The sequence below is a fragment of the Curtobacterium pusillum genome (genome assembly GCF_013359865.1).
GTDB classification, from domain to species: domain Bacteria; phylum Actinomycetota; class Actinomycetes; order Actinomycetales; family Microbacteriaceae; genus Curtobacterium; species Curtobacterium pusillum.
The window spans coordinates 1-14,030 of the sequence record NZ_JABMCE010000067.1; the positions used below are offsets into that span (position 1 = coordinate 1).

The 14,030-nt window shown below is 69.0% G+C and carries 15 protein-coding genes; 3 read left to right on the forward strand and 12 right to left on the reverse strand.

All coding sequences use genetic code 11. From position 1 onward, the window contains the following. Window positions 1-15: 15 nt before the first annotated feature. Window positions 16-1,407, reverse strand: a complete 1,392-nt coding sequence (locus HP507_RS06420) for an FAD-dependent oxidoreductase (protein WP_175350993.1) — start codon at window positions 1,405-1,407, stop codon at window positions 16-18. Between the two features lie 116 nt (window positions 1,408-1,523). On the opposite strand from HP507_RS06420, the gene HP507_RS06425 reads away from it, so the two are divergent. Beyond that, entirely contained in the window at window positions 1,524-1,877 is a 354-nt protein-coding gene (locus HP507_RS06425; RefSeq protein WP_111057091.1) for an ArsR/SmtB family transcription factor, read from the forward strand. Between the two features lie 192 nt (window positions 1,878-2,069). On the opposite strand, the gene HP507_RS06430 is transcribed toward HP507_RS06425, so the two are convergent. The 11 genes from HP507_RS06430 to HP507_RS06480 all read right to left on the reverse strand — a co-directional run bounded on the left by HP507_RS06430 (window position 2,070) and on the right by HP507_RS06480 (window position 11,452). Then, window positions 2,070-2,474: a four-helix bundle copper-binding protein gene (locus tag HP507_RS06430; protein ID WP_111058337.1), complete on the reverse strand. Its 405-nt coding sequence runs from the start codon at window positions 2,472-2,474 to the stop codon at window positions 2,070-2,072. An 83-nt stretch (window positions 2,475-2,557) separates the two neighbouring features. Further along, window positions 2,558-3,910, reverse strand: coding sequence for a peptidoglycan DD-metalloendopeptidase family protein (locus tag HP507_RS06435; protein ID WP_175350994.1), 1,353 nt, complete (start codon window positions 3,908-3,910; stop codon window positions 2,558-2,560). A gap of 2 nt (window positions 3,911-3,912) precedes the next feature. Then, a complete protein-coding gene (gene ccsB, locus HP507_RS06440) occupies window positions 3,913-4,908 on the reverse strand; it encodes a c-type cytochrome biogenesis protein CcsB (RefSeq protein ID WP_375537599.1) in 996 nt (331 codons plus the stop codon). Between the two features lie 2 nt (window positions 4,909-4,910). Then, window positions 4,911-6,572: a cytochrome c biogenesis protein ResB gene (gene resB, locus HP507_RS06445; protein WP_375537600.1), complete on the reverse strand. Its 1,662-nt coding sequence runs from the start codon at window positions 6,570-6,572 to the stop codon at window positions 4,911-4,913. Between the two features lie 43 nt (window positions 6,573-6,615). Beyond that, on the reverse strand, window positions 6,616-7,356 hold the full coding sequence (locus HP507_RS06450) for a cytochrome c biogenesis CcdA family protein (protein ID WP_111058311.1): 741 nt from the start codon (window positions 7,354-7,356) through the stop codon (window positions 6,616-6,618). Between the two features lie 4 nt (window positions 7,357-7,360). Further along, window positions 7,361-7,957 (reverse strand): TlpA family protein disulfide reductase, encoded by a 597-nt coding sequence (locus tag HP507_RS06455; RefSeq protein ID WP_111058309.1) that lies wholly within the window; start codon window positions 7,955-7,957, stop codon window positions 7,361-7,363. 109 nt (window positions 7,958-8,066) lie between these two features. Further along, window positions 8,067-8,642, reverse strand: a complete 576-nt coding sequence (locus tag HP507_RS18350; RefSeq protein WP_175350995.1) for a peptidoglycan DD-metalloendopeptidase family protein — start codon at window positions 8,640-8,642, stop codon at window positions 8,067-8,069. A gap of 474 nt (window positions 8,643-9,116) precedes the next feature. After that, on the reverse strand, window positions 9,117-9,719 hold the full coding sequence (locus HP507_RS06465) for a DUF305 domain-containing protein (protein ID WP_111058305.1): 603 nt from the start codon (window positions 9,717-9,719) through the stop codon (window positions 9,117-9,119). Window positions 9,720-9,823: 104 nt separating this feature from the next. Continuing rightward, a complete protein-coding gene (locus tag HP507_RS06470; RefSeq protein WP_111058304.1) occupies window positions 9,824-10,285 on the reverse strand; it encodes a hypothetical protein in 462 nt (153 codons plus the stop codon). A 94-nt stretch (window positions 10,286-10,379) separates the two neighbouring features. Beyond that, window positions 10,380-10,694, reverse strand: coding sequence for a metal-sensitive transcriptional regulator (locus HP507_RS06475; RefSeq protein WP_056120637.1), 315 nt, complete (start codon window positions 10,692-10,694; stop codon window positions 10,380-10,382). 38 nt (window positions 10,695-10,732) lie between these two features. Beyond that, window positions 10,733-11,452, reverse strand: a complete 720-nt coding sequence (locus HP507_RS06480; protein ID WP_175350996.1) for a hypothetical protein — start codon at window positions 11,450-11,452, stop codon at window positions 10,733-10,735. An 80-nt stretch (window positions 11,453-11,532) separates the two neighbouring features. Here HP507_RS06480 and HP507_RS06485 point away from each other — a divergent pair, with 80 nt between their 5' ends. After that, entirely contained in the window at window positions 11,533-11,760 is a 228-nt protein-coding gene (locus tag HP507_RS06485) for a heavy-metal-associated domain-containing protein (protein ID WP_111058318.1), read from the forward strand. Beyond that, on the forward strand, window positions 11,757-13,958 hold the full coding sequence (locus tag HP507_RS06490) for a heavy metal translocating P-type ATPase (RefSeq protein ID WP_175350997.1): 2,202 nt from the start codon (window positions 11,757-11,759) through the stop codon (window positions 13,956-13,958). Before HP507_RS06485 ends, HP507_RS06490 begins: the two co-directional genes overlap by 4 nt. Window positions 13,959-14,030: the final 72 nt, after the last annotated feature.

Below are 14,030 nucleotides of genomic sequence, written 5' to 3' on the forward strand. Positions count from 1 at the left end.
CCACAGCCATCACCATCAGTCCGTCACCGCAGCCTGATTCGCCGCCGCGGCGGCGCGCTCCCAGCCCTGCGCGGCGACCTGCACGGCGTCCCACGGGGACCCGAGCGGCGGCGTGTAGCTGAGGTCGAGATCGATCACGTCATCCACGGTCAGCTCCGCGTGGAGGGCGGTGGCGAACGTGTCGATGCGCTTGCTGATCTCCGCCGTCCGCTGCCCGCCGATCTGCGCACCGAGGAGCCGACCGGTGCTCTGGTCGCCGGTGACGCTGATCGTCAGCGGGACAGCACCCGGGTAGTACCGCTTGTGGTCATCCGCCACCGTCACCCGCGTCAGCGGCGACACCTCCAGCGGGGCGGTCTCGTGCTGGCGGAGGCCGGTACGGGCAGCGACCAGGTCGAACACCTTCACCACCTGCGTCCCCACCGAACCGGCGAACGTCTTCGAGCCGCCGAGCATGTTCTCCCCGGCGACACGGCCCTGCTTGTGCGCCGTCGTCCCGAGCGGCAACCACGTCGTGTCGAGGAGACGATGGTGCGTCACGACGCAATCACCGGCAGCCCACACGTGCGGCACCCCGGTCCGCATGCTCGCGTCGACGACGATCGCGCCAGCCTGGCCCAGCTGTGCGCCGGCGGCGACCGCGAGGTCCGTGACCGGGCGGACGCCGACGCAGACCACGACAAGGGCGAACGTGCCCTCCGCGTCACCGGACGTGGAGCTGGTGGCGACACGCCACTGCCCGCCGCCGTCCGGTGTGATCCCGGTGACGGTGGAACCGGTCAGGACCGTCGCGCCGTGGCGGCGGACCTCCGCAGTGACGAGGGACCCGAGTTCCGGGTCGAGGGTGGAGAGCACTTCCGGGCCGCGCTGGATCAGCGTCGTGTCGAACCCGCGGGCGACGAGCCCTTCGGTTATCTCTAGGCCGATGTACCCGGCACCGACCACTGCCACCCGGCTCCCCGCCGGCAGCAGCTCGAGGGCAGCGACGACCTGCTCGGCATCCGTCATCGAGTGCAGCAGGTGGATGCCCGGCTCCGCGAACGGCACCCCGGCCGGACGCACCGGCTCGGCGCCGGTGCCGATCAGCAGCTCGTCGTAGGAGATCTCCTCGACGCCGGCAGGGCCGGTGACGGTGAGGCGGCGGCGGCGGTCGACGTCGATGGCGGAAGCCCAGGTGGAGGAGCGGACGGTGATGCCGGCGGCTTCGAGGTCCGCGCGGGTGCGGTGCGCGAGGGACGCTTCCGTGGCGACGTCGCCGGAAACCCAGTACGGGATGCCGCAGATGGAAAAGTTCGGGAACTCGTCCGCGAGCACCACCGTCACATCCGTCGACGGGTCGAGTTCACGGGCGCGGAGCGCTGCGGCGATGCCGGCGTCACTGCCGCCAACGGCGAGGAGGTGAGTCATCAGGCTGGTCCTTCACGGATCGAGCGGGAGCCGGAACCCGGCGGGTACATCGAAGCACGTCGATATCGATGAGCGCAAATATAGACGTGTGTCGAAGTCCGTGGGAGGATGAGGTCATGACGATCGAGCTGCTCCCCATTCAGGACGTCACCGCGTGCTGCTCACCCGTCACGACCGAGGCGATGGACCAGGCATCCGCGGAGGTGCTGGCGAAGTCACTCAAAGCGATAGCCGACCCGGCACGGCTCCGGCTCATCTCGATGGTCGCCGCGCACGACGGCGCCGAGGCATGCGTGTGTGACCTGCAGGAACCGCTCGGCCTGTCCCAGCCGACCGTCTCGCACCACCTCAAGGTCCTCGTCGACGCCGGGATCCTGCACCGCGAGAAGCGCGGCACCTGGGCGTACTTCTCCCTCGTTCCCGGCGCGCTCGACACCCTCGCCAGCCTCATCACCACGCCAGCCCGATAGTCACGATTTCCACGGCCCCCGAAATACTTCGCTTGGTCCAAGCGGCGCGACTGTGAGCAGCTTTGCTCGATGTCGCCCTTTTCGCCGCGCTTCGTGTCGATGGTGTGAGCACTCGCCGGGGATGCTGGTTGGCAACCGAGCACCCACGAAGGCCACCCTGACGTGAGGGTGGCCTTCTGCTGGTCTGGACGGTTAGAGGCTGGCGAGGAGCGCGGCGCAGGCTTCTTCGCAGCGGCGGCATGCGTCGGCGCAGATCTTGCAGTGCTCGTGCATGTCGGCGTGCTGTGCGCATTCGTCCCCGCACGCCTTGCAGGCGGCCAGGCACGCCTCGAGGATCGTGCGGGTGAGGTTGGCGTCGTAGCCGGTGTGGCGGGAGAGGACGTTGCCGGTTGTTGCGCAGATGTCGGCGCAGTCGAGGTTGGTGCGGATGCACTTGGTGAGCTCGGCGACCATGTCTTCGGCGAGGCACGCGTCGGCGCACGCGGTACAGGTTTGCGCGCATTCGAAACACGCGTCGACGCAGGCGGCGAGGGCTGCCTGGTCGATGCTGCCGAGGTCCTTCGGGTAGGTGCGGAGCATGTCGGTGGTGGTGCTCATGGGTCATCCTTTCCGTCGGTACTGCTGTTTCGCCGGCGTCGGTTGACGTCGAACGTGTGGGGGCCATGGTGGCCGGTTCGGGCTTAGCTGACTCCTCGTGTGGCGAGGAAGGCCATCGGGTCGGTGGCGACGCCGTTGTTGCGGATCTCGAAGTGCAGGTGGCATCCGGTGGAGACGCCGGCGTTGCCGACGCCGGCGATGTTGGTGCCGGCGGCGACGGTTTGCCCCGTGCGGACGTAGATGCCGGTGGCGTAGACGTGGGCGTAGGCGCTGGTGATGCCGCCGCCGTGGTCGATGATGATGATGTTGCCGTAGCCGCCGTAGGGTCCGGCGTAGGTGACGGTGCCGGCGGCGGTGGCGTAGAGCGGGGTGCCGCAGGGGGCGCTGAAGTCGGCTCCGGCGTGGAGGCGGTAGTCGCCGTAGACGGGGTGGATGCGGTACCCGTACGCCTGGTAGAAGGTGTACGAGGTGATTGGTCGGGTCCACCCGGGCGCTGTCCCGCTGCCGCTGGGACGCGTGCTGCCGGCAGCGGGGGCGGACGGTGCGGGCGCTGACGCGGCAGGGCGCGACGCGGCTGCGGCTGCGGCTGCGGCGGCTGCCTGTTGGCGGGCGCGGGCTTCCGCGTCGGCTTTCGCTGCGGCAGCGGCGGCCGCAGCGCGGGCGCGGACGCCTGCTTCATAGCCCTGCTCGATGCTGAGCCGGTCATCGCGCAGCGTCGCCAGCTGGGCACGCATCGTGCTGACGTTCTCCCGCTCGCTCGCCTCCGCGGCTGCCGCGGCTTCGCTGGCGGCGACGGCGGCATCGAGGGCGTCTTGCGCGGCGTCCGCGAGCTTCGTGCGGGCGTTCTTTGCGACGCGGGCTTGGGCGGCGAGGGCGCCGGCGGTTTTCGCCGCGGTGCTCGCGCGGGCGTAGAGGCCATCGACCTGCTCGCCGATTTTGCTCGACATGCTCAACCCCTGCAGGAACGCATCTGGGTCGTCCTGTCCGAGGATCGCGCCGGCACCGAGGCCGCTGCCGCCTGGTCGGGTGAGGGCCGCGGCGACTTGCCCGACGGTGCTGCCGAGCTCTTCGGATTCCGTTGTCGCGGCAGTCGTGCTCGCGGCGAGTTTCGCGTGCGCTGCGGTGGCTTGATCGAGGTCATCCTGCGCCGACTGGTAGGTCCGACCGGCGGCGTCAGCCCGGTCGTCGGTCGCTTGCGTTTTCTCCTGCAGCTGGTCGATCAGCCCGTTCAGCGTGCTGATCTGCGCCTGCTTGCTCTGCTCGCTGCCGCGGGCGGCTTCCACCTGATCCCAGGTCGGAAAGTCTGCCGCGCGAGCCGGCGTTGGCGCCGTGAGCGGGAGCAACAGCGTGAGGGCGGCTCCCGTGAGGATGACGTTCCGGCGAAGGCGCGGGATCCTTTGCACAAGAAATGACAGAGTCAGTTTGATCCGGCGCATATTCAGATTCCCGAGTAGCTGTGCAGGCCTTTGAAGAAGACGTTCACGACGGAGAAGTTGAACATGACCGCGGCGAAGCCGATGAGCGCCAGCCACGAGGACCGTGCCCCGCGCCAGCCGCGCGTCGCACGCGCGTGGATGTACCCGGCGTAGACGACCCAGATGATGAAGGTCCAGACCTCTTTCGTGTCCCAGCCCCAGTAGCGGCCCCAGGCCCGCTCGGCCCAGATCGCACCGGCGATGAGCGTGAAGGTCCAGAGGACGAAGCCGACGAGGAGTACACGGTAGGTGAGCACCTCGAGCCGGTCGGCGTCGGGCAGCGTCTCCATGAACCGGATCTTGTTCGAGGTGGTCCGGCCCTGGTGGTAGGTCTGCACCAGCTGCGCCACCGCGAGCCCAGCGCCGAGGGCGAAGAACCCGGTGCCGGCGATGGCCACGAACACGTGGATGACGAGCCAGTACGACTCGAGCGCGGGCACGAGCGGACGGACCGGCACGTAGTAGTTCACGGTGGCGATGCCGAGCAGGATGATCGTCAGGCCGGTGATGAAGACGCCGAGGAACTTGAGGTTCTGCCAGAGCTGCACGAGCAGGAAGATCAGGATGATCAGCGCCGTGCCGGTCAGGGAGAACTCGAACATGTTCCCCCACGGCACACGGTCGGCCGCGATCCCGCGGAGGACCACCGAGCCGACGTGCAGCACGAGCGCCAGGACGGTCATCGCCATGCCGACCCGCTCGAAGCGGGTGCCACGGCGGGACGAGCCGTCGCCGTCGGAGGACTGCGCGACGCGCTCCAGGACGACGGTGCCGCCCTGGACGGTCGCGACGGTCTTCTGCTCGGCGGCGGCCTTCGGTGCCCCGGCGCCCGAGGAGGCCGCGGCGACCTCGCCGGAGCGCTTCGCCATGTCGAGGGCGAACGCGATGAACGCGACGACGTAGACCGCCATCGCGGAGTACGTCAGCACGACCGAGTAGGTCGCGAGGTTTGTGGTCATGTTCATTCTGAGCTCCTGTTGGAGATGAGCGCGAAATGTTGCCGAGCAATGTCGTCGACAGCGCGCAGGAGGTTCGGATCCTCGCCGCGGGCAAGGCCCGCATACTCGAGGTTGTATTCACCGTTCTCGGAGTCGGCTTGCCGAAGCGCCTTGATCCAGATACGCCGACGCGGGACGAACAGCGAGGTCAGCAGTCCCAGCATTGCCAGGATCGCGAACGCGCCGACGAGAACCTGTGACGGGTCACGATTGATATCCAGCGACACGTACCGCTTCACACCGTCGAAGGTGATCGACCCGGCACCGTTCGGCAGGGTCTTCGTCTGCCCGGGCTTCAGCTCGATGCTCGCCGCGTCGGACTGGCGACCGGCGATCTGCTTGAGGCCCGACGTGTCGAGCGTGTACACGCTCCGCGGCACACCGTCGTCGAGACCGAGGTCGCCGGTGTAGACCTGCAGCGTCAGGAGCGGGTTCTGCGAGTCCGGGTAGGCGCTGGTGTACGCGCCGGTCGACAGCTTCGAGGCCGTCGGGTAGAAGAACCCGACCATGCCGAGCTGGTCCGGCACGGCGTCCGGCACCTTGATGACGCCGGTCGAGGTGTAGTTCGAGTCCTCCGGCAGGAACGGCACGACGTCCTTGAACGCCACGTCGCCCTTGCCGTCGCGCACCGTCACGCCCATGGCGTAGCCGTTGCCGAGCAGGTACACGTTCGTGCCGCCGACGCTGAGCGGGTCGTTGACGCCGAGGCGGCTGGTCTTCGCCTCGCCGCCCTTCTCCCTGCTGGTCACCGTGGCGGAGTAGTCGAGGGCCTGGCCGAGGGCGTCGAGGTTCCGCTCCTCGTACTTCGTGACGAACTTGTCGAGCGTCAGGTTGTAGCCCTTCAGGTCGGTCTGCTGGAACCAGCGGCCCGGGTTGAACGAGTCGTACGAACCGAGCACGTTCGAGAAGGTCTGGCCCTCCACCAGGAGCCGCTGTCCGGTGTAGCCGAACCCGCCGCCGACGCCGACGGCGAGCAGCACGCCGACGAGGGCTGCGTGGAACACCAGGTTGCCGGTCTCGCGCAGGTAGCCGCGCTCCGCGCTCACCGAGTCGCCGAACCGCTCGACGCGGTAGCCGGAGCGCTTCAGGATCGCCATCGCGCGCGTCACGGCGTGCTCGACGGACGGGAGGCCCGTGGCTGCGTCCGTCCCACCCGCTGCGGTGGTGACCGTGTCCGGGTTCACGGCGACACTGCGGTAGCCCGCCAGACGCGTCAGGCGCGCGGGCGTCTTCGGCGGACGGGTGCGGAGGGCCTGCCAGTGGTGCTTCGTGCGGGGCACGATGCAGCCGATCAGGGACACGAAGAGGAGCAGGTAGATCGCGGAGAACCACACCGAGGTGTAGGTGTCGAAGACCTGCAGCTTGTCGAGGACCGGGAAGAGCTGCGGGTGGTCCGCCTTGTACTGCACCACGCCGTTCGGGTCCGCCGTGCGCTGCGGCACGAGGGAGCCGGGGATCGCCGCGAGGGCGAGCAGCATGAGGAGGAAGAGCGCCGTCCGCATGCTCGTGAGCTGTCGCCAGAAGAACCGGACGTACCCGATCAGGCCGAGCTTCGGCTGGTTGACCTCGCCGCCGCCGCCGCCGTCGGCCGGTCCAGCACCGTCGACGTGGTCGGAGGGCCGCATCGGGTCGGACGCGGTGCCGTTCTCGATCCGGCTGTCGTCGGTCTCAGACTGCCGGGACATAGCTCTGGATCACCGCCCCGACGCTCGACATGACGGCCGACCAGATTCCGGTGACCATGAGCAGACCGATGACGATCAGGATCGCTCCTCCGATGATGTTGACGGTGCGCATGTGGCGCTTCACGGCACGGATCGCTCCCGTGGCCCAGCCGGCGCCGAGCGCGACCAGCACGAACGGGATGCCGAGGCCGAGGCAGTACGCGACCCCGAGCCACATGCCCTGCCAGGCGCTGCCCGACTGCACGCTGAGCAGGTTGATCGCGGCGAGGGTCGGGCCGAGGCACGGGGTCCAGCCGAGGCCGAACACGATGCCGAGCAGGGGGGCGCCGAGGAGCCCGGTGGCCGGGGTCCAGCTGGGCTTGATGGTGCGCTGCAGGAACGTGAACCGGCCGACGAACACGAGGCCCATCGCGATGACCACCACGCCGAGGATCTGGGTGATGAGGTCGCGCCAGCGGACGAGCCAGAAGCCGAGCGCGCCGAAGACCGTCGTGTAGGCCACGAACACGGCCGTGAACCCGAGGATGAACAGCAGCACCCCGAGCACCACGCGGCCGCGGCGCTGCCCGCCCTCCGCGACGCCGCCGACGTAGCCGAGGTAGCCCGGCACGAGGGGCAGCACACACGGGGACAGGAACGACACGAGCCCCGCGAGCAGCGCCACCGGGAGGGCGACGAGCATCTGCCCGCTGAGGATCGCGTCGGAGAAGGGGTTGCCGCTCATGGGGTCAGGACGCCTTGAGCTCGTCGCTGACCAGGGTGTCGAGGATGCTCGTGCCGTCGACGGCGCCGAGGACGCGGGCGGCGACCCGGCCCTTGCTGTCGAGGACGATCGTCGCGGGGACGGCGTTCGGCGCGATCTGCCCGGACAGTGCGAGCTGCATGGTGCCCTTGTCCGCGTCGAGCACCGTCGGGTAGTCGACCTTGAAGGTGCGCTCGAACGCGGCGGCGGTGGCCTTCTGGTCCCGGACGTTGACGCCGATGAACTGGACGTTCTTGTCGGTGTACGCCGCATGCACCTTGTTGAGGTACTTCGCCTCGGCACGGCAGGGCGGGCAGCTGGCGTACCAGAAGTTCAGGACGACGACCTTGCCGCGCAGGGCCTTGGCCGAGATCGTCTCGCCGTCGGAGGTCGTCGCGGAGAAGTCGACCGCGTCGGTGCGCTTGTCGGCGGCGACCTCGGTCACCGCACCGTCACCGGAGATGTAGTTCTGCGTGGTCCCGTTGCCGTACTGCTTCGACAGGGAGTCGTTGCCTGAGGAGCATCCGGCGAGGACGACGGAGAGCGCGATCGCAAGTGCGACGGTTGCCCCACAACGTCTCATCAATCTGCACTCCGCTCTGAAATCGGCCGACGCGAACACGCGGGGACACCCTGTCCGAAGCTGTTCAGAATGAGGCACATGTTGGTGAAGGCGACGGGTGCTGTGATGGTCACAGCGTCCGGCCCGCGTTGGCCCTGAGCCATGCAATGGGGTCGACAGGGGTGCTGCCACCGAGCATGACTTGCAGGTGCAGGTGCGCTCCGGTGCTGGCGCCGGTGTTGCCGACGAGGCCGACGAGTTGCCCGACGGCGACGCTCTGCCCGACGCGGAGTGGGGACGAGCCGTAGATCATATGGGCGTAAAGGGTGGAGATGGTCTGTCCGTCGATCTGGTGGTCGATGATGACGTACTGGCCGTACTCCGGGTGCGTCGCGGAGACCCGTACCGTCCCCGCGGCGACTGCGCCGATGGGGGTGCCGGCGCCGGGGGTGATGTCAGCGCCTTGGTGCATCGACGAGCATGCTGCGCACGGCGCGGTTCGGGCACCGAACGGTGAGCTGATGCGGATCTGCCCCGGGAACGGCCAGCGGATATCGCCGGCGCCGGTATTCACGATGGCACCCGACTGTGCGGGGCTCGGGGCCGTCGTCGAGGCGGTGTTGGAGCTGCTCGTGGTGGTCTTGGTGGTGATAACCGGCTTCGGAGTGGGCTTGGTGACGGTGTAACCGTCACGGTCGATGGACACGGTGACGCCCGTGGCGGTAAAACTCTGCCCCGTCGCGACCGGGTTGACTCCGGGGAGCACGGTCGCTGGTCCGGTGGAGGCCTGGGCTGGAATCGCGGCGGTAGTGAACAGAGCCAGGGCTGCCGCCGCCCCGGTGAGCGGAAGCGCAGCAAGGGCACGCGAACGCATGGTCCGCAGCGGCTCCGCCACTCTCCGAGGGGGTGCAGGGAGCGGCCGCGGGATGGCCGCGGTGCTGGAAAGGGCGGTCGCGGCCGCGCGTTCAGCGGCGAGGGCTTCCCGCCGGGTCAGGGGCGTAGGCATGGGCGTGGGGACGTTTGCACGGTGCTGCTGGGGCACTGAAAGGCTCCAAGAAACGATGGGCCGGTTGCGGCCGAAGGGTGGGACGTCGAGCGGAACTCGAAGCAGGGAAAGAGTGGGCGGCCGATCGTGGGCCGCGGCGGGGAGGGGGGACACCGCCGCGACCCACGGCCGGGGTCACATCGACGCGAGCATGTCCTTCATCTGGTTGATCTGCTCGGTCTGGCTCGACACGATCGACTTCGCCATCGCGACCGCGTCGGTGTTCTTGCCCTTGTCGACTTCGGTCCCCGCCATGTCGACGGCGCTGGTGTGGTGTTCGACCATCTGCTGCAGGAACAGCTTCCCGGCGTCCGCCGGGGAGGCGCTGTCGAGGGCGTCCATGTCGGAGTCGGACATCATTCCCGACATCGAGGAGTGGTCCATCCCGGACATGCTGGAGGCTTCGGTGGGCTCACCCCACTGCTTCAGCCAGCTGGTCAGGGACGTGATCTCCGGCCCCTGTTCCGCCTTGATCTGCTTGGCGAGGGTGACGACGTCAGCGTCCACGTCGGAGCCCTTGGCGAGGAGCATGTCGCTCATCTCAACGGCCTGCTTGTGGTGCGGCAGCATCTGTTGCGCGAACATGACGTCCTGGTCGTTGTGCGCCGACGCCGCCGACGAGGACGACGAGGAGGAGCTGTCCGATGAGCCGGCGTTGTTGGTGGAGCAGCCGGCGAGGGTGAGGCCGATGGTGAGTGCGGCGGCGGCCGCGAGGGTGCGCGTGATGGTGGTGTTCATGGATCCGTTCCCGTGAATGCGTCAGGGGTTCCGGGCAGGCGAATACCTGCCCGTGTTCTGGGCATGCAGGAGCGTCCGAAGGGAGCGCTCCCGCCGGGGATGGATCAGATACGGATGATCTGCAGCGCCGTCAGTGATGGCGGCTTGGGTGCCGCGACGCGGCGTGCGACACGGTCCCCGAGGGCGAGGAGGCGTGCGAGGACGTAGAGGACCCCGCCGTTCCGGGTGCGCAGCAGCGCCCACGCGAATAGGGCGATCGTCAGCGCGCACGCCATCCCCATCAGGGAGCACATCAGCGCGCACAGGCCGCCGTCGCAGCCGGCATCACTGAGCACGCTCATCACCGCGCCAGCCGGCGCGGCAGCGTGGGCATCGTGTCCGGCGGCGTCGCTGTGGGTGTGCTCGGCCGTCATGCTCGACGTGGCGGTCATGGGGTGATCGCCGGTGGTGGCGTGGCCGAGCATGCTGTGCATCAGGACCGTGAATCCGACCAGCAGCAGCAACGCCAGAACCGCCGTGGCCTGCAGCAGCAGGCGGCGGCGCGTGGTGTTCGCGGTGGTGAGCATGCGGATCCGTACTGATGGCTGGTCGGGGTGCGGGTTCTATGGTGCAGGACGAGCGCTGAGAGAACAACCGCCCCGTCTGGTGGGCAGGGGGTGGTTAGGCGCGCACGAGGCGGGCGATCGCGTCGGAAGCTTCCTTGAGCTTCACCGCGGCAGCGTCGCCGCCTTCGGCGACGGCGTCGGTGACGCAGTGCGCGAGGTGGTCATCCAGCAGGCCGAGCGCGACGGATTGCAGCGCCTTCGTCATCGCGGACACCTGGGTGAGGATGTCGATGCAGTACTGCTCCTCATCGACCATCCGCTGCAGGCCGCGGGCCTGCCCCTCGATGCGGCGCAACCGTTTGAGGTAGTCGTCCTTCGCGGTGATGTACCCGTGGTGGTGCTCTGCTGCGGGTGCGGTGGTGTCGGTCATGGACGCTCCTCGGGGTTCACCGTTTACGGTAGCGGCGCTCATGACGCCGTCGACCAATCGAACGGGGCCGGCGCGATCGGCGTACCGGACCCACGGGTGATGACGATCGCGATGTCCTGCTGGTCCTGCAGTTCCAAATCCGGCAGCGGCGTGGTGGTGCGGGTGCCGTTGACGAACACGGCGACGTGCCGGTCGTTCCTCCCGTCGACGTACCCGCCGACCTGCCCGTCTCGCAGGGTCACGTTCCACTCGGTGAAGAGCTGTCCGAGGGTGAACGGCTGCACCTTCGCGGACTCGACATGCACGATGCCGGAGGTGTCGTGGGTGTGGAGTGCAGACATGCCGCCCCGCTGCACGTCGACGCCGATATTCGCCGGCACCGCCACCGGCTTCGCGTCCACCGATACGGACAGATGCTGATGGGTGTGCAGCGCCGCGCCTTCCATCCCCGCCACCTCGAGCCCGGCAGCCTTTGCCCGCGCCGCCGCATCCGCGGGGGCCGGCCACGGCGGTGCCGCCGTCACCCCGGACGCTGTCGGCGCCGTGTCGTTACCGCGGGTCAGGGCGGTGACCGTGATCGTGGTGACTGCGGCGAGGACGATGACCACGGCGGCGCCCAGTAGCCACCACCGGCGGGTGCGGCTGCGCTGCTGCTCCGCTCTGCGATCAGCGGCTTTTCGCCGCGCCTCTTCTCGCCGATCAGTCTTGGTCGCCATCACGTCCTCTTTCCGGTTGCCGGTTCGGCGGATCGGGAACACATCCGCTCGACCGGCGTTACACTCGCTACGGTACCCCCCTAGGGTACCTGACGAATTTGGACGACGAAGGGATCACCACGATGAGCGAGCAGCTGACGAACACGTACGGCATTACGGGCATGACGTGCGGGCACTGCGTGATGAGTGTCAACGAGGAACTCGTCGCCGTGCCGGGCGTCACGGACGTGACGATCGACCTCAACGTTGGCGGTGTCTCCACCGCTCGGGTGACCAGCACTCGCGACCTGCCGCAGGAGGAAGTCTCCGCCGCTGTGGAGGAGGCCGGCTACACGTTGGTCGCATCATGACCACGACCAGCACCCCGGCGGTTGAGCTGACGATCGAGGGGATGACGTGCGCGTCGTGCGCGAACCGGATCGAGCGGAAGCTGAACAAGCTGCCCGGCGTGACCGCGAGCGTGAACTACGCCACCGAAAGCGCCTCCGTCACGTTGCCTGCGGACCTCGCTGTCGACGACGCGATCCGCACCGTTGAAGCGGCCGGGTACGGTGCGCACCTGCCCGAACCGCCCGGTGCGGACACCGACGAGCTCGCGCCGCTGCGGCGGCGCCTGATCGTGTCCACGGTGCTCGCCGTGCCGGTGGTGGCGCTGTCGATGGTCCCGGTACTGCAGTTCCCGGGATGGCAGTGGGCCGTTCTGGTGCTGGCGCTGCCGGTCGCTGTGTGGGGTGCGTGGCCGTTCCATCGTGCTGCCGCGATCAACGCCCGGCATGGGGCCGCGACGATGGACACCCTCGTCAGCGTCGGCGTCGCCGCCGCGACCGTGTGGTCCGTCTGGGCGCTCGTGTTCGGCGGCGCCGGGCACATCGGGATGCAGATGGCGTTCTCCTGGTTCCCACACCCGGGCGCGGCTCCGGAGCCGTACTTCGAAGTCGCCGCCGCGGTGACGGTGTTCCTCCTCGCCGGCCGATACTTCGAGGCCCGCGCGAAGGACCGCTCCGGCGCCGCCCTGCAGGCGCTCCTCGCCTTGGGTGCACCGACTGCCCGGGTGCTCCGAGACGGTGTCGAAACTGAGGTGCCGACCGCAGCACTGCAGGTCGGGGACCGGTTCGTGGTCCGTCCCGGTGAACGCATCGCCACCGACGGAACCATCACCGATGGCACGAGCGCGATCGACACCAGCGTGATGACCGGTGAAGCGGTCCCCGTCGAGGTTGGCACCGGCGACACCGTCACCGGCGCGACCGTGAACGTCGGCGGCCGACTCATCGTCGAAGCCACCCGCGTCGGCCAGGACACGGAGCTTGCCCGCATCGGCCGGCTCGTCGTGTCCGCGCAGACCGGCAAGGCCGAGGTGCAGCGCCTCGCCGACCGGGTTTCCGCCGTGTTCGTCCCGATCGTCATGGGCCTGGCGGTGCTGACCCTCATCGGGTGGCTGCTGCTCACCGGCGACGTGCAAGCCGCGTTCACCGCCGCCGTTGCGACCCTGGTGATCGCCTGCCCGTGCGCCCTGGGGCTGGCAACTCCGACCGCGCTGCTCGTCGGCACCGGACGTGGCTCCCAGCTCGGGATCCTCATCCGCGGACCCCAGGTCCTCGAGGCCACCCGCCGGATCGACACCGTCGTGCTCGACAAGACCGGCACCGTCACCACCGGCAAGATGAGCGTCCACCAGGTCACCGCCGTCGGCGGGGAAACCGACACCCGAGTCCTCGCCCTCGCCGCCGCCGCGGAAGCAGGATCCGAACACCCCATCGCCCGCGCCATCACCGCAGCCGCCACCGACCACCCCACCGCGGACACGTTCCAGTCCACCGCCGGGCTCGGCGTCCAAGCCGTCGTCGACGACACCCTCGTGCTCGTCGGCCGACCCGCCTGGTTGACCGACCAGTGGGCCATCACCATCCCCGAAGCGGTCACGGACGCGGTCCGGACCGCGGAACAGGGCGGCGCGACCGCGGTCGTTGTCGCATGGGACGGCGCAGCCCGCGGCGTCATCAGCGTCGCGGACACCATCGCGCCGACCAGCCCGGACGCGATCCGTCGCCTGCACGACATGGGGCTGCGCACGATCATGCTCACCGGCGACGCTGAAGACGTCGCCCGGACCGTCGCAGCGGAGGTTGGCATCGACGACGTCGAAGCCGAGGTGCGACCCGAAGACAAGTACCGGACCGTCACCCGGCTGCAGCAGCAGGGCCGGTCCGTGGCGATGATCGGCGACGGCGTCAACGACGCCGCCGCTCTCGCCGCCGCTGATCTCGGGATCGCGATGGGTAGCGGCACCGACGCGGCCATGGAAGCCGCCGACATCACCCTCATCCGAGCGGACCTGAGCGCCGCGGCGGACGCGATCGCGCTCGCCCGCCGCACCCTCGGCACGATCAAGGTGAACCTGTTCTGGGCCTTCGCCTACAACGTCGCCGCGATCCCGCTCGCGATGGCCGGCCTGCTGAACCCAATGATCGCCGGCGCCGCGATGGCCCTTTCCTCGGTGTTCGTTGTCAGCAACAGCCTGCGCCTGCGCACGTTCCAGCCTCGCTGACCGGCGGACACCGAGCCCGCCGCCCGCCTACACTCACCCGCATTACCCCTCCGGGGTATAGCAGCTCGGGAA